Source organism: Anthropogastromicrobium sp. (assembly GCF_037349415.1).
Lineage (GTDB): Bacteria > Bacillota > Clostridia > Lachnospirales > Lachnospiraceae > Anthropogastromicrobium > Anthropogastromicrobium aceti.
In genome coordinates, this window is record NZ_JAXWCK010000026.1 from 1 (window position 1) to 25160 (window position 25160).

Genomic DNA, 25160 nt, shown 5'->3' on the forward strand with positions numbered 1-25160 from the left:
ATACCCCCATATAGGACTTTTATATTTCATTGTCCTATATGAGGGTAGCATATCACAGGTACGGTGGCTCAATATCTGTCCCTAGTGGCTCTACCCCGCAATATGAAACATGTCAATTAAAATGATAAGTGACAATCCATAATACGTTATAACTGCAACAAGGTCATTGACAGTGGTGATAAGTGGTCCTGACGCAACGGCCGGATCAACGTGAATTTTATGAAAGAACATCGGAATAACTGTTCCTACGATACTGGAAATTACCATGGCTGTAATGAGCGCACCGCCAACGCAGGCCGCTATCAAAAATGCATGTCCCCAATCATACCCCTTAAAGAAATGAATGTATATGCCAAGTACAGCAAGTGTCATCACACCAAGCACAAAACCATTTGCAAGACCAATTCTTGCTTCCTTTAAGATTAGACCAAGCTTTTGCTTTGCCTTTAAATTCTCATCCATAAGTACACGGATAGTAACAGCAAGTGACTGTGTTCCGACGTTACCTGCCATATCAAGTACCATTGACTGGAAACAAATGACAACTGGCAAAACTGCTACAACTGCTTCAAACATGCCGACTACAGAAGAAACTAACATTCCCAAAAATAATAATGCAACAAGCCATGGAAGTCTTTTTTTCATACTCTCAACTGTTGTTTCGTTTAAATCTTCCTCTGCAGTCAAACCACCGAGCTTTGCATAATCATCGCCCATTGCATCATCGACCATCTCTACTACGTCAGAAGATGTGATGATACCGGCGATTTTTCCTTCCTGTGTCAAAACAGGCAGAGAATCTTCTGCATATTCCTTAATACGATCGACACAGTCATCTGTCTTTTCGTTATCTAGCAAATACGGATAGGAACGACTGATAATGCTTTCAAGCGTATCCGTATCTCTTGCAACAATCAAATCCTTAAGGTCAATTGCACCATAATATTTATCCTGTTCATCCTCAACATAAATGGTAGAAATATTATCGTTTTCGCCAGCCTGACGAATCAGCTCTCTCATTGCCTGACGAATAGTTAAGTCATTATGAATACAGATATAATTTGTGGTCATGCAGCTTCCGATCTCATCATCGTCATATGACCACAGCAGCTTGACATCCTCTGATGTCTCATGGTCCAAACGTTTAACGATCTCAGCCTTTCTCGACTCGTCCATATCCTCGAGAACGTCAACGGCATCATCAGAGTCCATGTGAGATACGACATTTGCAGCCTTCTCTAGTGAAAGCTCTTCCATGTACGGACCTGCATCATCAAGATATGCAAAAATCTCAGCAGTACGGTCTACACCAAGGATGCGATACAAACGCAGTCTCTCCTGAGGCATCAGCTTTTCCAAAATCTCAGCAATATCATTGTCATGATAATCTGACAGGCGATCTTCCAGCTCTTTCTCACTTAATGAACTGGAGATGAGCGCTTCCAGCTCTTCAAGATGCTGGCTTTTGCTGTCATTAAATGTTTTCATTGTTTTGCCTCCTTATTTATCCAATTAATTTATTGTGATAAAAAAGGACAAAGTGTCTGCAGTGCAAACAGCAATACAAAACGATCAGTTTTTGGATAATTGCAGCATACTGCGGCTTTTCGCTGTATCGCAATCATTCACACTACAGTTTCTACTTCGCCCTATACTATCGCAACCATCCATAAAACTTCACCTCCGTTATTTCTAATTTACAAGCAAAATTAGTTTGCTTTCACAACTCCTTATTATAATCTCTCACTTTCTGTTTTTCAACCCGTGAATTGCAAAAATAGTGTAAAGTCCGCGTCAAATGTTTACAGTTCATGCTTCGGGCTTTGCCGCAATATTGGCTTATCCATGAACTGTAACTTCAAATGTTACTGTATCTCTCTGTGGACTTTTCTTCTGACGATTATAAAGCAGCATACCTGCATTGCTATTGTGAGTCCCCATGATACCGGATATGAAATAAACAATACGTCAAGTGCTCGGTTTCTTGGAAATACAACATAAATCCAGAAGATTCTGGTGCCGACTGTTCCGATGATTGATAGGATCATTGGCACGCCTGAGCGCCCCATTCCACGCATCGCGCCTGGAAAAAGATCCATTATTCCGCATAAAAAATATGTCAGCGTTGTAAATGAAAGGATTTCCATTCCACTTTTAATTACATCCGGCTCTTTATTGTAGACACTTAATATCTGCGGTCCAAAAACGTAAAATGCACCGCCCATGACTGTTGCTATGAGAATTGACAAAATGATGCAGTCAACTAGGACACGGTCCATTCGCTTTGTCTTTTTAACTCCATAATTCTGGCTGGTAAAGCTCATGCACGCCTGTGTAACAGCATTGATTGAGGTATATAAAAATCCAAGCAAATTGTTGGCTGCCGTATAGCCTGCCATCGCAATTGAGCCAAATGAGTTGACGGATGACTGCAGCAGTACATTAGAGAAATTAATTACAGTACTCTGTATTCCTGCTGGCACTCCAACTTGAAAAATCTGCCGTAAATATTTTCCATTTATTGACAGCTTTGAAAAATGAAGCTGATAGCACGCATCTGTTTTGCAAAGGCAGCGAAGTACAAGAACGCAGGAAATCATCTGGGAAATCACTGTTGCAATTGCAACTCCCTCTACGTCAAGATGAAATAAAATAACTAATACCATATTTAAAATGGCATTGACTGCACCTGATATCACTAAAAAGACTAGTGGACGTCTTGTATCTCCGACGGCTCGAAGCACAGCTGCACCGTAATTATAAAGCATAAAAAATGGCACACCGACAAAATAAATTTTCAAATAAAGTGCAGCCATATCAATGACCTCATCAGGTGTTTCCATCAGTTCAAGTGCAAAACGCGAAAATAAAAGTCCTACAATCATCATCACAACACCGCTTATTGCAGCAAAAAGAATTGAAGTATGGACTGTATCAGACATTTCCTTTATCTTGCCAGAAGCAAAAAAACGTGCAGCCAGCACATTAGTTCCAAGTGAAATACCGATAAAAAAGTTAGTAAACAAATTTATCAGCGCACTCGTTGAGCCGACTGCTGCTAACGGTCGGCTGCCGCTGAATTGTCCCACCACGATAATATCCACAGCATTAAACATCAGCTGTAAAATGCCTGACAGCATAAGTGGCAGCGAAAATGTAATGAGCTTGTCCATGATCGTGCCATTTGTCATATCTATTTCATATTTTTTGTTGTTTTTCATAAGATCTTCTTTCTAATTATGTCTTCTTTTTCTGTCAATAATTCATTCTCCAATTGTATTTTCAAGACGTCCGATCTTGTCTATCTCGCAGATCACTTTATCTCCTGTCTTTAAAAATTTCGGTGGATTAAAGCCCATTCCCACACCAGCAGGTGTTCCTGTCGCAATCAATGTTCCTGCAAGAAGCGTCATTCCCTCGCTCAATTCTTCAACTGCACCACCGATTGTCTGAATCATGAATCCTGTGTTACTGTTTTGGCGAAGCTCACCGTTTACATAGCTTCTGATTCCAAGATCTGCAACATTGCCGATCTCATCCTTTGTAACGATACATGGGCCAATGGAAGTCAGCTTGTCAAGGCTCTTTCCAAGATACCACTGCTTATGACGTGTCTGCAAATTGCGCGCACTGAAATCATTAATGATCGTATAGCCAAAGATGAATTTCTCTGCATCCTCTGCCCTTACGCCCTTTGCATCCCTGCCAAGCACAACGCCAAGCTCTGCCTCGTAGTCCAAACTGTCCACTAAGCCTTTATAGCTTGGAATCGTCTCCTTATCTCCTGCTGCCTCACTTACACGCTTTGAAAAATAAATAGTGTATGGCTTGTCCTTTGTGAATGCTTCTTTTGAAAATGCACTTGCTTCCTTTGCATGCTCGGAATAGTTAATTCCAAGGCACACAACGTCCTGTCTCGGGCGCACGATCGGCGCTAAAATTTTAATCTCATCGAACGCATACGCATGTTTCCCTGCTCTTTCATTTTCCAGCTGTGCCTTCTGCTCATCCGTAATCGTGCAAACAAGCTCTGTCATATCTGCAAACTTCATACCATATTCTTCTATATTATATAAAGAAGGATCTTTCTCAAAGCCTACAAAAAGCTGCTGTTTTCCTTCTAATTTTCCTGTATAAAAACGCATTTTTATGCCTTCTTTCTATATACACTTATCTCTTTTAGAGAGCCAGTCAGTATGCTCCGCCTGACTCTCATTACATAAATGGCGTTGAGGCGAATGTGATTTACCTCATCAGCTGTCCTTCAATTCCATCAAAATCAATAGTGCGTGTTGTTCCATCCTTTAGTGTAATGGTTACAGGGCCGTAGCCTCCGCACTTCTTAGTATCTGTATAATGTACTTTTTCAATTGGGAAAATCTCATTGTCTGTGAAATCCTCAAGACTTTCCTTTGTGATAACCTGTGAAATAAGTACATACGGCTGATAGCCATATTTCTTTTCTCTTGCAGTTTTTGCGTAAATCACGATAGAGTTTTCTGAATCCGGATTTGTTCCTGTGCTCTTAACAATCTCTAACTCATCCCATCCATCATAAATTGTCATTGCCATCTGCTTTTCTCTTCCGGTGTGATCATGTCCCTTTAAGATTATTGCCTTTGCGCCATCTGCAGTCTTTTCGATGATCTGTGTTCCATTGTCCGGGAAGCCATAAGAGCCAAGTGTCAGGCGAATCGGACAGCTAAACAGACGAAGCTTATCTGCACGAATAACACCATAAGGCACTGTAAAATCTGCCAGATTCATTGCCTGAATCCAGTGACACTCATTTTCTAAATCATAGTTAAAGAACTGACGGCGATATAACACATCATTTTTAAGACCATGCCAATATGTTACATTGCCCTTTTTAATTTCATCTGAAACACCATCATAAAGAACATACTGCTGTGCTTCGATATCTGGTGCAACAGCTGCCTCCCACGGATACTTTGTATTAAAGCAAAGCTTTGAATAATTCCACATGCCATGCTCATCTTTTTTATTCTTTACGACTTTTCCAGTACGAAGAATAGTCTCACCATTTGCCTGATGATTTGAGAAGCAAAGTGCCGGTCCATTTAATGATGTAACCTTGGTGCCCTTGCTTCCAAGTGTCTCCCAAGTACCATTATTTTCTGTTGCTGTCCAGAATGGATGATCTGCCGGCAAATGCAGACAAAGAAATGCCTTGCCAAGCCAGAATGGAGATTCTGCACATGAGTAGCCCTGAACAAGAGGTGTAAACTGACCATAAAATCCAAGCGTTGGAACACCCTTAAATAAGAAGTCATCTCTTGTCATAAACTGAAGCAAAGAGCCAGAAGAAATACGTCTTGCCAGACCTGGATCGGCTGTGCTGTTATGAAGCATTAAGTTGCCGTCAAAAGCGCTTGTTGCTGCGTTACGGTAAATATTGCTTCTGCCCCACATATTTGTGAAGCCATCACGGTCAAAGAAATCCGCATATGTTTCCATCAATTTATTGGAGTGCTCCTCAAACTTTGCTGCGATATACGGCTGCTTCTCATAGCCATACCACAAATTCCATATTGGTGCATAAACATTAAATGCCCAACAGGAATAGTAGTCAAACGAATGACCATCTCTGTACCATCCATCGCCTGCATAGTAGGCAAGAATGCTCTGTGCATGATCAAGCATGATTTCTTCATCAATCTCATAGCCTTCCATGTCAAGAAAAGCCATATCGAGCATGTTAAACAGACGCCAGTTCTGCGGAACTGTATTTCCATCTGCATAACCTCTTAAAAATTCAGCGATTACATCCTTTTCTTCCTTTGTGTATGTATCCCAGATCTCCTCCTTGCAAACCCACAGACAAATGACAAGTGCACATGTCTCTACTGTCTGCTGAAAAGCTCTGTTGTAATCGCCAGCCATCTCCTGAAGCTCCTCATAGCGACCTACTGAGACTGGATCGCCCTTTGTACATGCACGAAGTACATGTGACTTGTAATAATCGCGAATGGAATAACCGCACAGATTCAGGTCTGGATTGTCGTGAATCAGCGGTGCTGCGATAAAGAAGGAACGTGCAAGTCCCTCAAAATACTCTGCCTTAAACTCCCATACAGCGTCAGCGCTGTGTGGGTAAGTTACCTTTGTCTCTTTTCGAGGCATAACAACTGGATCCTCAAAGTGAGCAATGTTTTGAAATACGCCCTCTAATAGATACGTTCCTGCCTCAATCCAAGACTGACGTGTCAGTCCCGTATATGGGCTTACTGTGTAATCCAATGTTTTTGGTACAAATGCCATGATTATTTTCCTCCCATTTTTACCAGATGAACAATTCTTCTCCTGTCAGCTTCCAAATTGCTTCTATATAATAATAATCACCGTATACAATCGGGAAGTTATGTTTCTCATCACCGTAAGCTGCAGTGCAGCGCTCCAGCAAATAGTCTGTCTTTATATCATAGCTGCAGCTCTTTTCGTCAAGCGCCTTTAACATGCGAACTGCTGCATCCAGATAAGTTTTCTTTTTCCACTCTTTTGCCACCTTAGACAGCTCAATCAGACCACACGCTGCCACGCTTGCTGCGATATCATCCTCCCAGCTGCAGTCAGACGGCTGACGAAAATCAACCGGAATCAAGCCGCTCTCTGGAATGCAGGAAATAAAGTAATCTGCTACCTTCTCTGCAGTATCCAGATAGCGCTCCTTCTTTGTATGAAGAAAACTTAAAGTAAAGCCATACAACGCCCAGCTCTGACCTCTTGTCCAGGAAGAACCCTTCGCATAGCCCTGACCACCGTAGGAGCGGTTAATGTCACCTGTTACCGGGTCAAACTCAACAATATGTCTCGCAGAGCCATCCTCGCGGATAAATGCCTTAATTGCAGTATCTGCATGCTTTGTTGCGATGTGGTAATATCTCGGATCTCCTGTCTGATCATACGCCCAATATAAAAGCGGAAGATTCATTGTACAGTCGATTATTGCCCATCCATTTCTTCTCGGATCAACATTTCCATTCCATGCAACAATAAAGTTTCCTGCTGGATTAAAGCGTCCTGCCAGGTTAGACGCAGCCATCAGAGCTCTGTTTTCGGACTTTTTGTCACCAGTCAGACGATACTTGGCAACAGATGTCGGCAGCCAGCGAAATCCGCTGTCATGATCCATAACCCAGTAATTATTCAGCGCCGCATCCAGCTTTTCCTCAGTCTCCTCTGCATTTTCACGGTAAATTTTCTCCCCAGTTGCCTTGTAGAGCTGCCACATCATACCGCCCCAGAAGCCATTTGTCCACCAGCCGATTTTTTCACCAGAGCAATCATTCCACGCACCATTTTCTGCCGTGTATGGAATTTTTCCACGGTTTCGTTTTGCAACCTCAAGCTCCTTTATCTTGATTTTCTGCGCAACCTCCTGCGCCCATTTCTGATAATCCATTTTCGCATCCACCTTTCTGTTTTTGCTTAGATCATTGTAGCATAGAAGTGCAAAAAATACCATTGCAAAAAGTCCTTTTTCTGGGTACTATAAATGTGTAGTGTTACTGTTCGCGAAACTATGTTACGAAAGCCCTTCGGTGCAATGGTTTCGTCGCCGGACCAAACTCCGCAGGTTCCTTTTATGTTCTTTCTTATCATACATTACTTTGAAAGACCTGCTCCAAGTGTCCGGCTCGTGAAATCCATTCACCTTAGGGCTATGCCGTAAATATTGTTTTATCCGTGAACTGTAAGTGTGTAAAAAACCTAGGATTGGAGAATTTTTATGATTAGACAGATTATACATATTGATGAAGAAAAATGCATTGGCTGTGGCCTTTGTGCAGATTCCTGCCACGAGGGTGCGATTGCGATGGTTAATGGAAAAGCAAAGCTGATGAGGGAGGATTACTGTGATGGTCTTGGTGACTGTCTTCCAGCATGTCCTGCGGACGCGATTTCGTTTGTGACACGCGAGGCGCCAGCATATGATGCGGCTGCTGTGGAAGCTGCTAAGCTAGAAAAAGCTGCGAAAACACCAGCTGCTGCCACTTCCTCCATTATCTCTGGGCTGAAATTAACTGATGCGCCAGTTCACACCGGCTGTCCTGGTTCTCGCGCTCAATCTTTTACACAACAGGCTCCGGCTCATGCCTGCCCGAGCTCTGCTTCACGCGATCTGGATGCTGTCGGTTCATCTGCCCTGTCCCAGTGGCCTATTCAGATTAAGCTTGTTCCTGTAAATGCTCCTTATTTTAATGATGCCGATCTTTTAATTGCTGCTGACTGTACAGCTTATTCTTACAGCCGTTTCCATGAGGATTTCATTAAAGGACGAATCACTTTAATTGGATGTCCAAAACTTGATGACGGTGACTATAGTGAAAAGCTGACTGAAATTTTTACATCAAATAAAATTAAAAGCATTCATCTGGTGCGCATGATGGTTCCGTGCTGCGGCGGACTGTCTAAAGCTGTAGCAAACGCAATCGCTGCCTCTGGCAAACAAATTCCATGCACGATTACCACTATTTCCCCACAGGGTGAAATAATTCGCACAGAAAGGATCTAATTAAATTATGTCTTGTACAAATACACCACTGCATAATGAACTGCTTGGCGCAGTGATCGGCCTCGCCCGTACATGTGCCAACAATCCAAAGACTGATGACACTGACCGCCTTATTTTTACAGCTCTTCGCGTGTCTGCAAACAAAAGCGCAAATGAACAAACACTCGCTGCCATGATTCGCCGCGTAAATGAAGAAAAAGCGATCATCTCTCCAGGCTGTGCGACCTGCACGGCACGCTGCGGCAACACTGATAATTATGATATGTCACTTTTGTGGAATGCACCTGATGAGATACGCGAAGCAAAGCTTTCCATCTTGAAAAATGCCCAAGCACTCGCCGAAAAATTAATGCAGGCAAAAAGCGAGGAGGTTCCCGAAGGAACCATTCCTCGCCTGTATCATGCACTTTTCATGGTAAAGGAAGATTGGGATGCTAAGCCGCTACAAGAGCTTGCTGAGGATATCGCCTCTCTCTAATTACCACTATTTTAATTATTTCACTTCATATACTACACAGCTATGCGGTGCTAGCTCTGCACTTACTGCTGTTTCTGCGCTGTCTACCTTGCCTGTCCATAGTTCTTCTAAGGAAAGTCCTGCGTCTGGCTCGAATAGACATCTGCCGTCTGCCCCAATGATACATTCAATGTCGGCATTTACAATTTGTACTTCTTCAGACAGGTTAAACAATGCAACATAGGTTTGGCCTGTCTTTTCGTTATGTGCAGACCATGCTGCCTGATTGTCGTCTCTTGCGATCTGGTGCGGCTTGCAGTCTGGTGTCAGCATTGAAAGCACCTTTTTGTTTGTTAAAAGACCAAGGGTCCACTCGTCAAGCTTTGTCAGCTCTGCACCGATCATAAGCGGTGAACCAAACAGACACCAAAGTGTCATCATTGTGCGCTGCTCGTCCTTTGTAAAACGTGTGTCACGTTCTTCGCCAAAGCCTTTGCCCAGCTTTCCAATAGGAAGCATATCACAATCTGGATAATTGCCTCTTGATACCTGATTCTGCCACAACTCACAGCGCTCAAACATGTTTTTCAAAAGCTTCCAGTCATCCCAGAAATCATCTGTGATTCTCCACATGTTAGCATTGTTCTCATAATGCCATGCCTTCTCAATAAGTGCTGGTCCCGGTGACAGAGACAATACAACGCTTCTTCCACACTTCTTGATTGCCTTTGCAAGCATTTCAACCTCATGAGATGCAGAATATGGATTGTGCGGGTAAATATTTGTGTTGCAAATATCATCACATTTGATGAAATCAACTCCCCACTCAGCATACATTTCAAGCAAAGAATCATAATATGCCTGTCCTGCCTCGCAATTTCTCACTCCGTACATATCTGGATTCCAGCCACAGATAGAGCTTGGATCAGCAATTTGGTTTGCAGTCCAGTCTGTTTTCTTTACTGCCATATGTGTATGTGCAGCAATTCTTGGAATACCACGCATGATGTGAATACCAAACTTCAAGCCAAGGCTATGTACATAATCTGCAAGTGCCTTAAAGCCCGTGCCATCTGCTGATGATGGGAAACGCTTTGGATCTGGCTGTAAGCGTGAATATTCGTCAATTGCCAATTCAGAATATGGAATATACTGATAAGTATTTCTCTGTGAGCCTGCCTTCTTTGCGTACCACTCAATATCAACTACTACATACTCGTAGCCGGCATCCTTTAAGTGCTCTGCCAAGTAAGCAGCATTTGCTCTTACCTGCTCTTCATTTACTGTTGTGTCATAATAGTCATAGCTGTTCCAGCCCATAGGTGCAATCGGTGCATAATCATTCTTGTTCATGATATCCTCCTTACTATTGTGTATTTTCTTACTTTTTATTATAATCACTTTATATAAAAATAAAAGAATACAATCTTGACATGAAAGGGTAATTTTTTGATGTACTATACAAAAGGCGTATTTGGTGTATTAAATCTTGAAAGCTTGCCAGATGAACCAATGGTTCTTCTTGACGGCGGAATTGAAAGCCGCTATAAGGAAGGCTACTTTTTTGATAACAGCTGTCGCTCCAATTATCACGGTTATCTTTTTCAATATACACTGTCTGGGTGCGGTGCTTATGAATCTAATGGCAAAACTATTTTTCTTACTCCCGGCACAGCCTTTTTTGCCGCGATCCCCGAAAAAAGCTGCTATTATCTGCCTGAGAAAACTGATGAACCATGGGAATTTCTCTATCTTCATTTTGATGGAAGCGCTGTTTTTCCTTTTTTTGAAAAGCTTACGCAGCACTGCGGCGGTATTATTTCAATTGACGCGCAGACAAGCTGCATTCAAAAGGCGCTTGCTCTTCATACACGCATGATTAGCGGCGGTCATTTGCAGCCATATGAGGGCGGAGAATTTTTATACGGCTTTCTCTGTGGACTGCTTCGTCATGTTCTCCATCCAGCTGCTTTTCACACTGAAAGCACTGCCAGCCAGGCAGCTCTTTTAATGGAAAAGGAATTTGCAACCATTGGCGGTATTGATGAGGTGGCAAAACGTCTCCATATTTCTTCTGAGCATCTGTCCCGCTCTTTTCACAACGAATGGGGCATTGCTCCTGTTCAATATTTAAATAGAATGCGTATTCAGTCTGCCATGAATGATCTTCTTGGAAGCACTGACACTATAGAAGTCATTGCTGTCAAAAACGGTTTTGCAAATGGCAACTATTTCGCTAAAGTCTTTCGCCGCTATACAAAAATGACTCCGTGTGAATATCGCTGCAAAAAAACTGGACAAATCCGAACTTTGTCAGTATAATAGGGCACAGGCGATTTGCCTACTGGTTCGAAACCCTCCCAGTATAAAAAACTAGGCTGATGAAGCGTTCTTTTTTAAGAGCGCTGTTTTCGCTATAGTTTTTGAGGTGTTCAAATTCGTGCGAAGGCAGCGCTTTTTTTGCTGCCTTTTGCACAAAAGAAAGGAACAGCTTATTATGCGAAAAAAAGTAATTATCGACTGTGATCCGGGCATCGACGACAGCCTTGCGATCATGCTTGCCCTCTCCTGCGATCAGATTGAGGTGCTTGGAATCACAATTGTCTGTGGAAATTCCCCGACTGAAATGGGGGCAGGCAATGCTGCAAAGGTGCTTCGTCAAATGAATCGCCTTGACATTCCAATTTTTACTGGTGAACGCACACCACTAAAGCGCGACTATGTAAACGCGCTTGACACACACGGCGCTGATGGCTTAGGTGAAAGCTTTCTTGAGCCAGTGGAAAACTTTTCTTTCCACACTGATGCCGTCTCATTTCTTGAGGAAACAATTCTTAACACGCACTGCAGCGTCATCGCACTTGGTCCGATGACAAATCTTGCACGTCTCATCCAGAAAAATCCTGCAGCATTTGCTGCAATTGATGAACTGGTATCGATGGGCGGTGCTTTTAAGAGTCATGGCAATTGTTCTCCTGTTGCTGAGTATAACTACTGGGCAGATCCTGATGCTGCTGCGCTTGTCTATGAGACAGCATCCAGACAAAAGCGTCTTATCCATATGGTTGGCCTCGATGTAACAAGACAAATCGTTCTTACGCCAGATCTTATCTCTTATTTAAAGCGTCTCGACAGCAAAACTGGCTCATTTGTTGAGGCTATCACGAAATTCTACCTTGATTTTCATTGGGAATGGGAGCATATGATTGGATGCGTCATCAATGATCCTCTTGCTGTTGCCTATTTTGCTGATCATTCACTTTGCAGTGGTTTTGATGCTTACACAGCTGTTGAAACAGGAGGCATAAGCATCGGTCAAACAGTTGTTGACTCTATGAATTTCTATAAAAAGGAATCTAATAGCGTGGTGTTGACACAGACTGATCCTGTCCGTTTCTTTACCTTCTTTTTCTCGCACCTGCTTAATAAGACTCCTGATGAGCTTGATCTTCTATCCGATATGGTGCGAAGTCCAAAGCAGGTACGCGTCAATTCGTAGCTTATATGATTTTATCAAACTAATATAATCAAAACTGTAATACAAAAACTTATATAAAAAAGAGGTATTTGAAATGGAAAATAATAATAGAAGAAAACTTGGAACTTATCAGATTTGTTTAATTGCACTGGCAATTGTTATGAATGTCATAGGCGGACAGATTGCGCTTGCTCTTCGTCTTCCAATTTATTTAGACAGCATCGGAACCATCATGATCGGTGCCATGCTTGGACCATGGTGCGGCTTAATTCCTGGTCTGCTTGGTGGTCTGATCATGGCTTTTACTGGTGATATTTACTCACTGTATTTCGCACCTGTCGGCATGATCGTTGGTTTTATGAGTGGTCTTGCTCACACAGGTTTTTCTGGTCTTCGCGGCGGTGCTAAGCTTCAGCGCATTTTGTCACTCGGTCATATAAGTACCGTTAAGGATGCCGCAATCATGATAGGACGTGCCTTTGTGATCTCTCTTCCAGGAACAGTTGTCAGCGCTTTTATCTGCACAGTTCTTTTTGGAGGAGTAACCTCATCTGGCTCTGCAATTCTTGTTCAATTTCTGGCTGCAAAGACACCGCTTGGGCTGACAGCAAGCATCGTTCTTGTTCAGTTTTTAACTGATTTTTGTGACCGCGCAGTAAGCCTTGCGCTTGTCATGGCAATGGTTCGCGTGCTTCCTGTTTCCATTAAGCAGCGCCTTGCAGCGAATTAACATCATAATATAAGGAGTAATTTATGGGAATCCCTGTTGAACGTTACAGTAAAATTACTGATAAAAATAACCGTGAAATTTGTCTGCTGCGTGCTTTTCCATGCGCTTGGGGAAAATGCACATTTTGTGATTACATCGAAGACAATGGACATGATGAAGCAGCGATGATTTCATTAAATAAAAGCATTTTAGATCAAGTCACCGGCGAATTTGGTGTTTTAGAGGTCATCAATTCAGGAAGCTGCTTTGAACTTCCAAAGCAGACACTTGATGATATTGAAAATGTAATAAAAACCAAAAACATCCATAAGCTCTTTTTTGAATCGCACTGGATGTATAGAAAACACCTCGCTGCAATGCGAAGCCGCATGCCGGTGCCGATCATTTTTAAGATTGGCGTAGAGACATTTGACAGCGATTTTCGTGAGCATGTTCTTAATAAGCATGCCGACTTTCAGTCACCTGAAGAGGTAGCAGAATATTTTGACTCTCCATGTCTGATGGTCGGCATAAAGGGGCAGACAAAGGAAATGATCGCGCACGACATTGACTGCCTAAAACGCTATTTTAAGCTTGGAACAGTAAATGTATACAACAATAATACTACACCAATCAAACGTGATGAAGAGCTTGTTCGCTGGTTTATGAAGGAATATAACTGGCTGCTTGACGATCCTTCTGTTGAAGTATTATACGATATCACTGATTTCGGTGTTGGGTGAGTTCCCACATTGCTAGTCCGGCGGCGACTGCTACATTAAGAGAATCGACTCCGTTCATCATTGGAATTTTAGCTACATAATCAGCTGCATTGATTGTGGACTCTGCAAGTCCCTGTCCTTCGTTTCCCATGATGATCGCGAGTCGATCTTTTTGTTTTAAAACTGGATCATCAATTCGAATATTATCTGAACGAAGTGCCATTGCAACTGTCTGAAAGCCTTCCTCCTTCAGCCATCCAATGCCCTCTTCCTTCCATCTTGCCTCGCTGCTTCCAATATAAGCCCATGGAACAAGAAGTGCATTTCCTACACTTACACGCATTGCACGGCGATAAAACGGATCTACACAGGCTGGTGACAATAATACAGCATCTATGCCAAATGCTGCTGCACTTCTAAAGATTGCACCGATGTTTGTTGGATTTTCTACATCCTCAAGCACAACAATACGCTTTGCATTTTCAAGCACTTTTTTATAATCAAAATTTTCTTTTCTTCGCATCGCGCATGAAATTCCACCTGTCAATACATAGCCAAATTCTCTTTTGGCATCCTCTGGATCTACTATGTAAATAGGTGCCTCTCCCACACGATCTAAAATCTCATCTTTTTCCATTTTTTCAGTACAGACAACGCTTAGCGGCTCGTAGCCTTTGCGAAGAGCAATATCAATAACATTTTTGCTTTCCGCAATAAAAATGCCCGGCTCTGGCTCATAATAACGAAGAAGATGCACTTCTTTATTTCCGACATACCATTCTAATTCTGGAAGCTGTGCTGATGAAGCCTTGATTATATTTTTTTTATTTCTCATATACATACCTCTGCTTGCTGCTATTTATTCTTTATCTAATAATAGCAGATCTTCCTCTCTCACGTAAAGTACTTTTGGAACACCCATAGAAGGATTCCAGTCACTTTTACTGATCTTCCACTGCAGCCACTCACAGTTCTCATCTTTTCGAAATGAAATATTCCACTCAAACGGATCCTCTAATATCCTGTATTCGCCAACTGTCAATTCAGTTATATGACCTGCTTTTGGCTTTTTTTGCATCATATAATGAGCCCTGATTCCAACAGTACGCGCCGCAAATGCTTCCTTTGATACATCAAACGCCACACCCCATTCTGCTGCCCAAAGTTTGCCAGACGATGTGTCCTTCATCTGTGTTTCTGTCGGCTCTAAATCCTTTACCAGTTCCACGCTGCAAATATTTTTACAGCCTGACAAGAGAGCTGCTGTTTTTGTCTTTGGATTCTTAAAAAATTCTTTTACCGGCTCAATCACTTCCATCTTTCCCTGATTGATACAGCTTACAGTATCGCAAAGGCGATACACTTCATCTCTGCTGTGCGATACAAACAAGGCTGGCTTTTGAATATCTTTTAACAAATCCATCATCTGCTGCTCCATCTTCCACTTAAGATAGCTGTCTAATGCGGCAAATGGTTCATCTAAAAGAAGAAGCTCTGGTTCTGCCGCTAACATACGCGCCATCGCGACGCGCTGCTTTTGACCTCCTGATAGCTGATCTGGCATGTGTGTTTCAAGACCTGTCAGATGAAAACCTGTTATGTATTCCTGCACCTTTTTTTGATCTGGCTTTCTGCCCATTCCAGCCTGTATATTCTGTACCACATTCATGTTAGGAAATAATGCATAGTCCTGAAACATATATCCGACTTTTCTTTTTTGCGGCGGCAAATTTATCTTTTTTTTCGAATCAAACAGCACTCTGTCATTTAAAACAATTCTTCCTTCGTCAGGACGCTCAATACCTGCAATGCATTTTAATGTCATACTTTTTCCGCATCCAGATGCACCCAGAATTGCAAATACTCCGCCATCCATGCAAAAGTCCACATCCAGCAAAAAATTTCCAAGTTTCTTTTTTATCGTTACCTGCAACATATCTGTCTTTTGCCCCTATCATTACCATTGTTTTTTCTGTTTGTTTTTTCCTGATCCTAAAAGATTCATTAACAGCACAACGACAAATGCAATCACCATGATCACCATTACCCAAAAGCCAGCTGTCTTGTAATCTCCATTTTGAATTACCATCGCAATTTTCTGGGAAATCGTTCCTGTCTTTTTCGGAATGTTTCCTGCAAGCATAGATGTAGCTCCATACTCTCCCATGGCTCTTGCAAATGTCAAAATCGTTCCAGAAAGTATTCCTGGACGCGCCGATGGAATCACAACCTTCCAGAAAATTTTTATTTCCGACATGCCAAGTGTTCTGGCTGCATAGATTAAATTTGCATCTACCTGCTCAAATGCTGCTCTGGCATTTCTATACATAAGAGGAAAAGCAATCACAGTTGCTGCAAGCACGCAGCCAAGCCAAGTCTGTACGACCTTAATTCCACAGCCTTCATAAAGCGCAGCGCCAAATGGACGGCGCAGACTAAAAATCAGTAAAAGAAAAAAACCGGCTACCGTTGGCGGCAGTACCATTGGCAGTGTAAGAATACCATCCAATACTGCTTTTGTTTTAGGTCCTGCTTTTATTATCTGTCTTGCTGCAAAGATCCCACCAAAAAAAGAAAGAATGGTTGCCACCACTCCAGTCTTTAATGAGATCAGCAAAGGACTCCAATCAAGCCCTCTTATAAATTCCATCAATTCTTCCATTGTGCCACCATTATTTCCATCAATTTAGTAAGAGTATCACGTCCACAGAAGCAATGCACCAAATGGACGAGGAAACTTACTTTTAATCTTCTACATCAGTATCGAAATAATACTTCTGGAAAATTTCTTTTGCATCATCTGTAATTAAGAAATCGACAAATTCCTTTGCTGTGGATGCCTCAAGCTCATCTGCCTCTGAATTTTGAATTTGTGCTACCGGATAAATAACATCTCCTGTCAGATCATAAGGAATCTTCTCTAAAATTTCAAGACGATCTTCTAATCCATATGTATCGGAATAATAAACAGTTCCTACCTCATTTGATCCCTCTGCCACTGCTGACGTAACAACACCTACATTTGCACATTCATTGATTTCCACACCACCAAGTGCTTCTGAAATGTCTGTTGTTGAAATCTTTGATACATCATCTGCCTTTTCTAACATTCCTGCATTTACCATTGCCTGACGTGTGTATTTTCCTACAGGCACAGAACCATCTGCAAGTGCAATGCTGCCAGCATTTTTAATATCCATAAGACCTGTTACCTTGGTGTTGCTTCCCTTATATGTTACTACACAAACCTGGTTGTTTACAACGTTGTGACGTGTTCCCTCTACGACAAGACCATCTGTCTCATCAAGCTGATTCATCTGCTTAACTGCTGCTGAGAAAAATACGTCACAGTCTGCGCCTTCTTCAATCTGAACCATCAAAGTTCCTGAGCTGTCATAGCTTCCCTGTACATTTACATTTTCGTGTGTTTTCTGAAACTCTGCGATCAGTTCCTCCATTACCTGATTCAGACTCTTCGCTGCAAATACAGTGATTGTAACTTCTTCTTTTTTGTCTGATGCCTTAGAACCACATCCTGCAAATATGGATGCCGCTAAAATAGTTGTCAGTATAATTCCTGCATGTTTCTTTCTCATTTTTTTCTCCGTAATCCTGCTTTTTCTGCTCTAATTTGTATAAGCTGTGCCGCAATACTGATAGCTATCTCTGCCGGTGTCTCACTTGCAATGTCTATTCCGATTGGTGCATGTACACGGTCAAGTTCTTCATTGGTGAAGCCCTCCGCCAGTAGTTTTTCTCTAACGTACTGAGTCTTTCGTTTGCTTCCCACTACGCCTATATAAGAAGCAGGTGTGCGCAGCGCAAACCGCTCAACATCTGCATCACAGCTATGTCCTCTTGTAACAACTACAAGATAATCTTCCTTTTTTACTTCCAAAATATCAGAAAGCAAAGTAAAATCAACAGTTTTTGTCTCCTGTACGCCTGGGAATAAATTAGGGGCTGTGTACTCCTCTCTGTCATCCATTACCATGCACCAAAAGCCCAAATGACTGAGTACTGGGACAAGCTCCTGCGCAAGATGGCCGCCTCCGAAAATATAAACCTTTCCATCAAAGTTAAACTCCTCGGCATAGATTTTCTGAACTTCATTATTTCCGTCAGTTCTATCCTTCTCGTATTCTTCAAGTATTCGGCAATGACCTCGTCCTTCCTCAAGATGAGACTCTATTTTAGGATATCCTTTTGAAAATGGAAGTAGCAGCCAATATGGCTTTTTCTCTTCTTCCCTCTTTAATGCTTCCTTTAAAAAAGATGCAATCTTTGTATCCTTGCTTTTCACGCTGTAAAATAAAACCTTTACTTTACCTCCACAGACCATTCCAAGGTCGCCATTTTCTCCTGTTCCCAAGTCAAAATCCTCGACAAAATGAGCATCCTTTCCAGCAATCGTAATTGCTTTTTTTACGGCCTGATATTCCAGATTTCCGCCGCCGATTGTTCCATAAATTCTGCCTGTCTGATCTGCCGCCATATAGGCTCCAGTCGTGCGCGGAATTGAACCATTTCCTTCCACAATAGTGACCAGAACGGTATCACAATTTTGATTCCAGCGATCTAATAACAATTGATAAAGTGTTTTCATAAATAACGTTTCCTCCAATTTTATATTACCTGGATCAAAAGATCAGAAATACGATATTTGTATGTACGTCTGTTTCTTACATCTTTTCAAGAATATCGCCTTTTTTGATTTTTCCACCCTGAATTACAACGGCAAATACGCCCTCTCGCGGCATAATGCACTCGCCCATTCTCTTATAAATTTCACAGTGGCTGTGACATTCTTTTCCAATCTGAGTCATCTCTAAAATAACATCGCCGCATTGAAATCGTGTTCCCACTGGAAGATTTCGAAAATCATAGCCTTCTACGATCAGGTTTTCTCCAAAAGCTCCAAGTCCAATCTGCGCTCCTTTTTTTCTAAATTCCTCTATTTTTTCATATGACAGCAGGCTCACCTGTCTGTGCCAGTGACCTGCATGTGCATCTTTCTCAATTCCCCAGTCCTTCACAAAAACTGCTTCTTCAATTTCATGTTTTGCCGTACCGCGCTTTTCGCTGATACAGATTCCTTTAATGACTCCCACTTTTGTTGTTCCTTTCCTGTCGCGCTGCTGGTCTTTAACTTTATCGGCTTCTACCCACCAATTTTGACCATCTCGTTGATTTCAGTCATCTCCTCTGGATGCTCAAAGCAATGAGCTGCCGGCTTTTTGTAAATGGCTGCTCTCATTGCAGTTGTTAGTTTCTCATTTAGCGCTTTTTGTATATTTTTTTCGTTTTGCCCAGTTTCTTCTCCTCGCAGAATCTGACGCAGATCAATTCCTTTATCATAGCAAAGACACAGCTTTAAATACCCCTGTGCCGTCAATCTAACTCTGTTGCAGCTTTCACAAAACTTTCCATGAATTGCACTTATAAAACCAACTGGAATTGTTAATTCGGAAAACCTATAATACACTGCCGGGCCACTTCCTATTGGGACTTCTTTTGTATGTAATGTCTGAACCATGTGTGATATCTGTTCTGATATCTGTTTTTTTTGATTTGCTTGATACGTGATCATTTCTGACTTTCCAAACTCATCTTCAAGACATGCTCTCAATTCATCATTACTTCTTCCTACATACTGTTTTCCATAGCCAACCGGCATCATCTCAATAAAACGAAGCGGTATTTTTTCCTGCTGTGCATACAAAACAAGAGAAATAGGATTTAGCTCTTTTCGATTGACTGCATTGATTTTCACAGGCAGCCCCATTTCTTTTGCCGCCTGTATCCCATCAAGTACTTCTTTTAAATTTTGCCTTCCTGCAAGTGATGCAAATTCTTCAAAATCAAGGGTATCCAGACTCACATTTAATCCGTCCAATCCCGCTTCCTTTAATGAAGCAGCATAAGTTCTAAGTAAAACTCCATTCGTGGTCATTGTGATCGTTTCTACACCCGGAATTGCCCTAATCCCTCGAATGAGATCTACACAGCCTTTTCGCACTAACGGCTCACCGCCTGTAATTCTAACATGCGTAATGCCAAGGCTGACGCCAGCCCTTACAATCTCCCAGATTTCCTCAAACGTAAGAATATTTTTCATTCCTACATCTGTAACTTCATCTGGCATGCAATACTTACAGCGCAGGTTACATCGATCTGTAATCGAAATACGCAAGTAAGTAATATTTCTTCCATATTGATCCAGCATGCTGCTTACCAGCCTTTTCCAAAACCGCAGTTAGGATAAGTACAGACTGGACAGTTTAAACATAGTCCGCCTTCTCCCAGTAATGCCAGTTCCTCTGCCGTGATAAAATCATCCGCTAACAAGCGCGGCAGTGCCAGATCAAAAATTGTTCTTTTTGCATACATAACACAGCCTGGCAGTCCCACAATTGGAATCGTTTTATCCTTATATTCATAATAAGATACTAAAAACATTGCTCCCGGAAGAACTGGTGCACCGTAAGAAACAATTCTTGCCCCTGTATTTTTGATGGCAAGCGGTGTTTTGTCATCTGGATCTACGCTCATGCCGCCTGTGCATAAAACAAGCTCTGCGCCCTGTTCTATAGCACTAAGACAGCCCTTAGTAATTGCCTCATGGTCATCATCATAAATCTCGTGGAAGATCACCTCGCTGCCATATTCCTTTAATTTTTCTACTAGAACTGGCGTAAATTTATCCTGAATGCGTCCGTGATAAACTTCACTTCCTGTTGTTAAAATCGCAGCTTTTTTTGGCTGCAGCGGCTTTATTTCCAAAATAGACCCGTCATTACAAATCTCTTTTGCGCGCTCCATTTTTTCTTTTTCAATCACAAGCGGAATGATTCTCGTCCCAGCTAACTTATCACCTTTCTTTACAAAGGTGTTGCCATGACGTGTCGCAATCATCATTTCTCCCAAACTATTGACTTTCCTTAGCTTCTCGCGATCCACCTTAAAAAGACCGTCACAATCCGCAATAAGCTCTATTTTTCCTTCCTTTACAGCAGATGGATGCATATGATCGTTTCTGCACATCTCATAAAGAATTTGCGCTGCCTCATTTTCGTGCAGCATATGCTCATCCTTTTCCCAAATATATATGTGTTCCTTTCCAACACTTAAAAGGACAGGAATATCCTCCTTTGTGATTATGTGACCCTTTCGAAATACCGCATCTTTTGTCACACCAGGAATAATCTGTGTGATATCATGGCACAATACCTGACCCACAGCTTCTTCTGTTTTCATTAGTTTCATAATATTTTCCTTACTTTCTTTGTTTACTCTAATGTTTCGCAGATAACTTCTAAAACGCTTCCTGCAATGCATCTTGCCTTATCTGAAATTGTAAAGCAATTTGCCACTTCTTCTTTTCTTGGATCAATATCTGCAATCTTAAAGCCTTTTGTGACTGGATAATTGTCTCGAATAAGTCCACGAAGAAGACCGTCAATAGTTGCTGTCACCTCTGTTTTTTTTATATCTGCAGCTTTTTCGTTTTCTTTGTCTGATGCTTCAATTACAGCTATCACCTGACCTTTTTCTACGATATCGCCAATTTTACTCTTATTTTTTAATATGCCCTCTGCCGGTGCATGAATTACGCGCTCTGCTCCGTAACCGCCGATTATGCCTGGTATTCCAGTATTTGGATATGCACTTCCTTCGCGAATCACCCGGCCCAAATTGTGACCGCGCTTTGTCTCAATTACAACATCCACATCGACACCTGCAGTAAAACCAGGACCAAGTGCAATAGTAAGTGGTGCCATATTTTTATTAGTTCCGAGATTATGCTTTGCAAGAATCGCATCGACTACAACTTTTGGCTGCATTGAAGCAATGCTTTCTCCCATTGGATCAACCATTACTGGTACTTTGTCGTTTTTCCATGCATCAAGCATTTGTTTTTCATCTTTTACACGGACTGCCTCTACACCTTCCACACAGGCACTTTTGCTATAAACTGCCTCGCTTAAAGCCACCTGTCTTCGAATGGCAGCCGGATGATCAGTTTCTAGCACTAGTAAACGAAATCCACTCTTTTTTAATCTATTAATCGTTCCCGTTGCCAGATCACCAGCACCGCGTACTATAATCAGATCACTTTTTTTCATCGGAAGTTTCCTTTCACATTACAATTCTAAAATATACTCTGCCTCCCAGTGATGCCCATCTGCCTGTAATGCTTCTAACACTTTTTCCCTTTCTTTTGGGTCAGCTTTCCAGCAAAGACCACATCCTGCGGTGATTTCCCGCGGAATCGGAATCAGTCGCCCCGGCAATTTTTGCTCTATGCCAAATTTATCAGCTGCCATTGCCTGCGTAGTACTTTCAAATGTTAAAATCCAGGTTTTCTTTTTTATTCTCATATCAGATTGACTCTCCCATTATTCAAGCAGCTGTGACAGCTTTTTTATCGCATTTGCTGTTCTGTCAATTTCTTCCTCTGTATTTTTATGAGACACAGATATTCTAACAGCTCCCTGCATTTTTGTGCCCAATGTCTCGTGCATGAGCGGCGCACAATGAGCACCTGAACGGACAGCAATTTCTTCCTCTTCAAAAAGCCAGTCTGCAACATAAGCAGAATCTTCATCTCCCATGTTAAATGAAAGAATCCCCACTCTCTGGTTGCTGTCAGGATTTCCATACAGGTGGATGTTCGGCAGATCACGAATCTGATCCTCTAATCGTTTTATAAGCGATCTTTCTTTTTTTATAATCGCTTCTGTGCCAATCTCACTCAAATAGTTCAACGCACCGCCAAGGCCAGCAATTCCATGTACATTCAATGTGCCGGCTTCAAGGTGCTCTGGCATTGCCTTTGGATGATCATGATCAAAGCTGTGAATACCACTTCCTCCGACCTTTAAAGGATTTATTTTTACTCCTTGACGCACATAAAGTCCGCCTGTTCCCTGTGGTCCCATCAGCCCCTTATGTCCTGTAAAGCAAAGGACATCGATTCCCATTTTCTGCACATCAATCGTCAAAATTCCTGCTGTCTGAGAAGCATCTACAATAAGAAGGATATCTTTATGTGATATTTCTTTTTTTATGCATTCCAGATCCGTGATATTTCCTGTAAGATTCGATGCATGTGTTACAATGACTGCTTTTGTATTTTCTTTTATCAGTGCCGGAAGCTTGTCGTAGTCTAATATTCCCTGTTCATCTGCAGATAAAAAGCTTACTTCTACTCCCTGCTTTTGCAGGCGATAAAGTGGACGCAGCACCGAATTATGTTCACACACTGTTGTAATCACATGATCGCCTTTTTGAAACAACCCTAAAATCGCTGTATTTAAGGCTTCGGTGGCATTTGATGTAAATGCAATGCCATCAGCACTCTCTGCGTTAAAAAGCTGTGCTAACTGCTCTCTAACCTGATAAACGCATCTTCCTGCCTGCAGCGTAGCATCATGCGCACCACGCCCAGGATTGCCCATCGTATGTAGGGCTCTAATCATTTCTTCTTCTACTTCTTTTGGCTTTTGCAGAGAAGTTGCTGCATTATCCAGATAAATCATGGTTTTATAATCCTATCTGCTTTGCTCATTCGCTCTGCTATATCATACATATTTGTAACGTCTCCAACCTGGAGCTTTTCTGTCAATCCATAAAAATTCAGGCATGTACCGCATGTGCGAATCTCTACGCCCTGTGCTTCTAGGCTTTTAAGATCTTCTAATGATTCTGAGCCCTCACACGTTAAAAATGCACCGCCATTATAAAAAAGTATCTGATCCGGCAGCTCATCCTGCTGTGTCAGCGCATAAATAAAGCCCTTTAATAACGTTGCGCCCAACTGCTCATTTGGACCTCCCATAGTTTTAGAAGAAATAACAACAAGACTAGTCTTCTTTGCCTGTGCACATGGAATACATTCTTCTATATTCTTTGCAGTTTCACTATCAGGTTTTTCTGTTGTTTGTTCATCTGTCTCTCCAACTGTCAGCGTTACACGATATTCCTGATCTTTTACCTTTTTAGATGCACAGCCATATCCTTTTTGCTGCGCCATTTTCGTTAAATTCTGTACAGCAATTTCATTATCAACTAATACCTCTACCACACCTGCTCCATTTAATTCTTTGATTGCTTCTTTTGCCTTCACTAATGGAATTGGACAGATATCGCCAATTGCATTTACTTCTTTTTTCATAATGTTTTTCTCCTGTTTTTCACTATTTTTTCTTATGATTAATTACAAAAATTTCTGATTTTTTTTGCTCTGTCACTTCTCCTACGATAGCAGCTGGAAGACCTGCTTTTTGCAGCTTTTCACACAAGTTATCTGCCTGCTCTTTTGATACAGCAAACAATAATCCGCCCGACGTCTGTGGATCATACAGCACTTCTTCCATGCCAAATGATACATCCTCAAACTGCACATATCCTTCAAGATGGTTTCTATTTTTTTGACCTGCTGCAGTCAATAAAAATTCTTCAGCACATTCCATTGCACCATCAAATACTGGAACCTGATCGGCATAGATTACACTCGAAAGCCTTCCGTCCATCATCTCATGAAGATGACCTAAAAATCCAAAGCCTGTCACATCTGTACAGGCATGTATGCAAAAATTTCTTCCAATCTCAGATGCTGTGCGGTTAAGTGTTGTCATGGAAGCAATCACCTGCTCCATGGCTCCCTCAGGTGCTTGTTTTACCCGGTTTGCTGCACATATAATTCCTACACCCAGCCTTTTTGTTAAGATCAGTTTGTCTCCAGATTTTGCACCATTATTTTTCCAGATTTTTTCCGGATCAACTACGCCTGTAACTGACAATCCATATTTGACGTCACTGTCAGCAATTGAATGGCCGCCGGCTAGACTTCCGCCTGCCTCCTGCACCTTCTCTGCACCGCCCTGAAGAATCTTTCCAAGTATATTTAAATCCATTGATTCAGGAAAGCAGACAATATTAAGTGCAGTTTTTACATCACCGCCCATCGCATATATATCACTTAAGGCATTTGTTGCTGCTATTTGTCCAAACAGATAAGGATCTTCCACCATAGGCGGAAAAAAATCTAGTGTCTGCACAAATGCCTGATGGTCATTAAGCTTATAAACTGCCGCGTCATCACTGCTGTCATAGCCTACAAGCAGATTTTCGTCTTTTTGTCCTTTTGGAAGGCGCTCCAAAATATGCTCCAGCACACCAGCTCCAAGCTTTGCCGTACAGCCGCCGCTTTTGCAAAATATAATTTCTTTTTCACTCATATTGGCACACTTTCT

Annotated in this window: 25 protein-coding genes and 1 riboswitch; of the genes, 6 read left to right on the forward strand and 19 right to left on the reverse strand. The window is 41.9% G+C overall.

Annotated elements, in window-relative coordinates:
- Window positions 1-90: 90 nt before the first annotated feature.
- The 5 genes from mgtE to WJP93_RS04520 all read right to left on the reverse strand — a co-directional run bounded on the left by mgtE (window position 91) and on the right by WJP93_RS04520 (window position 7423).
- A complete protein-coding gene (gene mgtE / locus WJP93_RS04500) occupies window positions 91-1488 on the reverse strand; it encodes a magnesium transporter (RefSeq protein ID WP_337547133.1) in 1398 nt (465 codons plus the stop codon).
- 377 nt (window positions 1489-1865) lie between these two features.
- Entirely contained in the window at window positions 1866-3221 is a 1356-nt protein-coding gene (locus WJP93_RS04505) for an MATE family efflux transporter (protein WP_262539127.1), read from the reverse strand.
- 42 nt (window positions 3222-3263) lie between these two features.
- Window positions 3264-4145 (reverse strand): fumarylacetoacetate hydrolase family protein, encoded by an 882-nt coding sequence (locus tag WJP93_RS04510; RefSeq protein WP_337547134.1) that lies wholly within the window; start codon window positions 4143-4145, stop codon window positions 3264-3266.
- Window positions 4146-4245: 100 nt separating this feature from the next.
- Window positions 4246-6282 carry a DUF2264 domain-containing protein gene (locus tag WJP93_RS04515; RefSeq protein WP_337547135.1) on the reverse strand — a complete coding sequence of 679 codons (2037 nt, stop codon included), beginning with the start codon at window positions 6280-6282 and terminating at the stop codon, window positions 4246-4248.
- A 19-nt stretch (window positions 6283-6301) separates the two neighbouring features.
- Window positions 6302-7423: a glycoside hydrolase family 88 protein gene (locus tag WJP93_RS04520; RefSeq protein ID WP_337547136.1), complete on the reverse strand. Its 1122-nt coding sequence runs from the start codon at window positions 7421-7423 to the stop codon at window positions 6302-6304.
- Window positions 7424-7750: 327 nt separating this feature from the next.
- Between WJP93_RS04520 and WJP93_RS04525 the strand changes: the two genes are divergently transcribed.
- Window positions 7751-8536: a 4Fe-4S binding protein gene (locus WJP93_RS04525; protein ID WP_337547137.1), complete on the forward strand. Its 786-nt coding sequence runs from the start codon at window positions 7751-7753 to the stop codon at window positions 8534-8536.
- A gap of 7 nt (window positions 8537-8543) precedes the next feature.
- Window positions 8544-9014, forward strand: coding sequence for a hypothetical protein (locus tag WJP93_RS04530; protein ID WP_337547138.1), 471 nt, complete (start codon window positions 8544-8546; stop codon window positions 9012-9014).
- Between the two features lie 15 nt (window positions 9015-9029).
- On the opposite strand, the gene WJP93_RS04535 is transcribed toward WJP93_RS04530, so the two are convergent.
- Window positions 9030-10346, reverse strand: a complete 1317-nt coding sequence (locus tag WJP93_RS04535; RefSeq protein ID WP_337547139.1) for a glycoside hydrolase family 27 protein — start codon at window positions 10344-10346, stop codon at window positions 9030-9032.
- A gap of 99 nt (window positions 10347-10445) precedes the next feature.
- On the opposite strand from WJP93_RS04535, the gene WJP93_RS04540 reads away from it, so the two are divergent.
- The 4 genes from WJP93_RS04540 to WJP93_RS04555 all read left to right on the forward strand — a co-directional run bounded on the left by WJP93_RS04540 (window position 10446) and on the right by WJP93_RS04555 (window position 13923).
- On the forward strand, window positions 10446-11315 hold the full coding sequence (locus tag WJP93_RS04540; RefSeq protein ID WP_337547140.1) for an AraC family transcriptional regulator: 870 nt from the start codon (window positions 10446-10448) through the stop codon (window positions 11313-11315).
- Window positions 11316-11331: 16 nt separating this feature from the next.
- Window positions 11332-11376, forward strand: a riboswitch (PreQ1 riboswitch).
- Between the two features lie 114 nt (window positions 11377-11490).
- Window positions 11491-12492, forward strand: a complete 1002-nt coding sequence (locus WJP93_RS04545; protein ID WP_337547141.1) for a nucleoside hydrolase — start codon at window positions 11491-11493, stop codon at window positions 12490-12492.
- A 73-nt stretch (window positions 12493-12565) separates the two neighbouring features.
- Complete coding sequence (locus WJP93_RS04550) at window positions 12566-13201, forward strand: ECF transporter S component (RefSeq protein ID WP_262536361.1); 636 nt, start codon at window positions 12566-12568, stop codon at window positions 13199-13201.
- A 23-nt stretch (window positions 13202-13224) separates the two neighbouring features.
- Window positions 13225-13923: a radical SAM protein gene (locus tag WJP93_RS04555; RefSeq protein ID WP_227101659.1), complete on the forward strand. Its 699-nt coding sequence runs from the start codon at window positions 13225-13227 to the stop codon at window positions 13921-13923.
- On the opposite strand, the gene WJP93_RS04560 is transcribed toward WJP93_RS04555, so the two are convergent.
- The 13 genes from WJP93_RS04560 to selD form a co-directional block, all read right to left on the reverse strand.
- Window positions 13901-14737 (reverse strand): RNA methyltransferase, encoded by an 837-nt coding sequence (locus WJP93_RS04560; protein ID WP_066560173.1) that lies wholly within the window; start codon window positions 14735-14737, stop codon window positions 13901-13903. The genes WJP93_RS04555 and WJP93_RS04560 overlap by 23 nt on opposite strands.
- Before the next feature lie 24 nt (window positions 14738-14761).
- Window positions 14762-15838, reverse strand: coding sequence for an ATP-binding cassette domain-containing protein (locus tag WJP93_RS04565; protein ID WP_337547142.1), 1077 nt, complete (start codon window positions 15836-15838; stop codon window positions 14762-14764).
- A 21-nt stretch (window positions 15839-15859) separates the two neighbouring features.
- A complete protein-coding gene (gene modB / locus WJP93_RS04570; RefSeq protein ID WP_337547143.1) occupies window positions 15860-16564 on the reverse strand; it encodes a molybdate ABC transporter permease subunit in 705 nt (234 codons plus the stop codon).
- Between the two features lie 82 nt (window positions 16565-16646).
- Entirely contained in the window at window positions 16647-17498 is an 852-nt protein-coding gene (modA, locus tag WJP93_RS04575) for a molybdate ABC transporter substrate-binding protein (protein WP_337547144.1), read from the reverse strand.
- Window positions 17495-18508, reverse strand: a complete 1014-nt coding sequence (locus WJP93_RS04580) for an XdhC family protein (protein WP_337547145.1) — start codon at window positions 18506-18508, stop codon at window positions 17495-17497. The genes modA and WJP93_RS04580 overlap by 4 nt, the downstream gene beginning before the upstream one ends.
- Before the next feature lie 76 nt (window positions 18509-18584).
- Window positions 18585-19013, reverse strand: a complete 429-nt coding sequence (locus WJP93_RS04585; RefSeq protein WP_066560180.1) for an MOSC domain-containing protein — start codon at window positions 19011-19013, stop codon at window positions 18585-18587.
- Window positions 19014-19063: 50 nt separating this feature from the next.
- Window positions 19064-20128 carry a radical SAM protein gene (locus WJP93_RS04590; RefSeq protein WP_337547146.1) on the reverse strand — a complete coding sequence of 355 codons (1065 nt, stop codon included), beginning with the start codon at window positions 20126-20128 and terminating at the stop codon, window positions 19064-19066.
- Window positions 20129-20133: 5 nt separating this feature from the next.
- A complete protein-coding gene (locus WJP93_RS04595) occupies window positions 20134-21168 on the reverse strand; it encodes a molybdopterin-binding protein (protein ID WP_066560191.1) in 1035 nt (344 codons plus the stop codon).
- Between the two features lie 23 nt (window positions 21169-21191).
- Window positions 21192-22028 carry a selenium-dependent molybdenum cofactor biosynthesis protein YqeB gene (yqeB, locus tag WJP93_RS04600; protein ID WP_337547147.1) on the reverse strand — a complete coding sequence of 279 codons (837 nt, stop codon included), beginning with the start codon at window positions 22026-22028 and terminating at the stop codon, window positions 21192-21194.
- An 18-nt stretch (window positions 22029-22046) separates the two neighbouring features.
- Window positions 22047-22283, reverse strand: a complete 237-nt coding sequence (locus WJP93_RS04605; protein ID WP_227101667.1) for a DUF3343 domain-containing protein — start codon at window positions 22281-22283, stop codon at window positions 22047-22049.
- 18 nt (window positions 22284-22301) lie between these two features.
- On the reverse strand, window positions 22302-23444 hold the full coding sequence (locus tag WJP93_RS04610) for an aminotransferase class V-fold PLP-dependent enzyme (RefSeq protein ID WP_337547148.1): 1143 nt from the start codon (window positions 23442-23444) through the stop codon (window positions 22302-22304).
- Window positions 23441-24079 carry a sulfurtransferase-like selenium metabolism protein YedF gene (yedF, locus tag WJP93_RS04615; RefSeq protein WP_337547149.1) on the reverse strand — a complete coding sequence of 213 codons (639 nt, stop codon included), beginning with the start codon at window positions 24077-24079 and terminating at the stop codon, window positions 23441-23443. The genes WJP93_RS04610 and yedF overlap by 4 nt, the downstream gene beginning before the upstream one ends.
- A 22-nt stretch (window positions 24080-24101) precedes the next feature.
- Window positions 24102-25145: a selenide, water dikinase SelD gene (gene selD, locus WJP93_RS04620; protein ID WP_337547150.1), complete on the reverse strand. Its 1044-nt coding sequence runs from the start codon at window positions 25143-25145 to the stop codon at window positions 24102-24104.
- Between the last annotated feature and the right edge of the window lie 15 nt (window positions 25146-25160).

Bases quoted from the DNA above. Each gene is read 5' to 3' on its own strand.
- mgtE (WP_337547133.1), bottom strand. From the start codon at position 1,488: ATGAAAACATTTAATGACAGCAAAAGCCAGCATCTTGAAGAGCTGGAA.
- WJP93_RS04505 (WP_262539127.1), bottom strand. From the start codon at position 3,221: ATGAAAAACAACAAAAAATATGAAATAGATATGACAAATGGCACGATC.
- WJP93_RS04510 (WP_337547134.1), bottom strand. From the start codon at position 4,145: ATGCGTTTTTATACAGGAAAATTAGAAGGAAAACAGCAGCTTTTTGTA.
- WJP93_RS04515 (WP_337547135.1), bottom strand. From the start codon at position 6,282: ATGGCATTTGTACCAAAAACATTGGATTACACAGTAAGCCCATATACG.
- WJP93_RS04520 (WP_337547136.1), bottom strand. From the start codon at position 7,423: ATGGATTATCAGAAATGGGCGCAGGAGGTTGCGCAGAAAATCAAGATA.
- WJP93_RS04525 (WP_337547137.1), top strand. From the start codon at position 7,751: ATGATTAGACAGATTATACATATTGATGAAGAAAAATGCATTGGCTGT.
- WJP93_RS04530 (WP_337547138.1), top strand. From the start codon at position 8,544: ATGTCTTGTACAAATACACCACTGCATAATGAACTGCTTGGCGCAGTG.
- WJP93_RS04535 (WP_337547139.1), bottom strand. From the start codon at position 10,346: ATGAACAAGAATGATTATGCACCGATTGCACCTATGGGCTGGAACAGC.
- WJP93_RS04540 (WP_337547140.1), top strand. From the start codon at position 10,446: ATGTACTATACAAAAGGCGTATTTGGTGTATTAAATCTTGAAAGCTTG.
- WJP93_RS04545 (WP_337547141.1), top strand. From the start codon at position 11,491: ATGCGAAAAAAAGTAATTATCGACTGTGATCCGGGCATCGACGACAGC.
- WJP93_RS04550 (WP_262536361.1), top strand. From the start codon at position 12,566: ATGGAAAATAATAATAGAAGAAAACTTGGAACTTATCAGATTTGTTTA.
- WJP93_RS04555 (WP_227101659.1), top strand. From the start codon at position 13,225: ATGGGAATCCCTGTTGAACGTTACAGTAAAATTACTGATAAAAATAAC.
- WJP93_RS04560 (WP_066560173.1), bottom strand. From the start codon at position 14,737: ATGAGAAATAAAAAAAATATAATCAAGGCTTCATCAGCACAGCTTCCA.
- WJP93_RS04565 (WP_337547142.1), bottom strand. From the start codon at position 15,838: ATGTTGCAGGTAACGATAAAAAAGAAACTTGGAAATTTTTTGCTGGAT.
- modB (WP_337547143.1), bottom strand. From the start codon at position 16,564: ATGGAAGAATTGATGGAATTTATAAGAGGGCTTGATTGGAGTCCTTTG.
- modA (WP_337547144.1), bottom strand. From the start codon at position 17,498: ATGAGAAAGAAACATGCAGGAATTATACTGACAACTATTTTAGCGGCA.
- WJP93_RS04580 (WP_337547145.1), bottom strand. From the start codon at position 18,508: ATGAAAACACTTTATCAATTGTTATTAGATCGCTGGAATCAAAATTGT.
- WJP93_RS04590 (WP_337547146.1), bottom strand. From the start codon at position 20,128: ATGCTGGATCAATATGGAAGAAATATTACTTACTTGCGTATTTCGATT.
- WJP93_RS04595 (WP_066560191.1), bottom strand. From the start codon at position 21,168: ATGAAACTAATGAAAACAGAAGAAGCTGTGGGTCAGGTATTGTGCCAT.
- yqeB (WP_337547147.1), bottom strand. From the start codon at position 22,028: ATGAAAAAAAGTGATCTGATTATAGTACGCGGTGCTGGTGATCTGGCA.
- WJP93_RS04605 (WP_227101667.1), bottom strand. From the start codon at position 22,283: ATGAGAATAAAAAAGAAAACCTGGATTTTAACATTTGAAAGTACTACG.
- WJP93_RS04610 (WP_337547148.1), bottom strand. From the start codon at position 23,444: ATGATTTATCTGGATAATGCAGCAACTTCTCTGCAAAAGCCAAAAGAA.
- yedF (WP_337547149.1), bottom strand. From the start codon at position 24,079: ATGAAAAAAGAAGTAAATGCAATTGGCGATATCTGTCCAATTCCATTA.
- selD (WP_337547150.1), bottom strand. From the start codon at position 25,145: ATGAGTGAAAAAGAAATTATATTTTGCAAAAGCGGCGGCTGTACGGCA.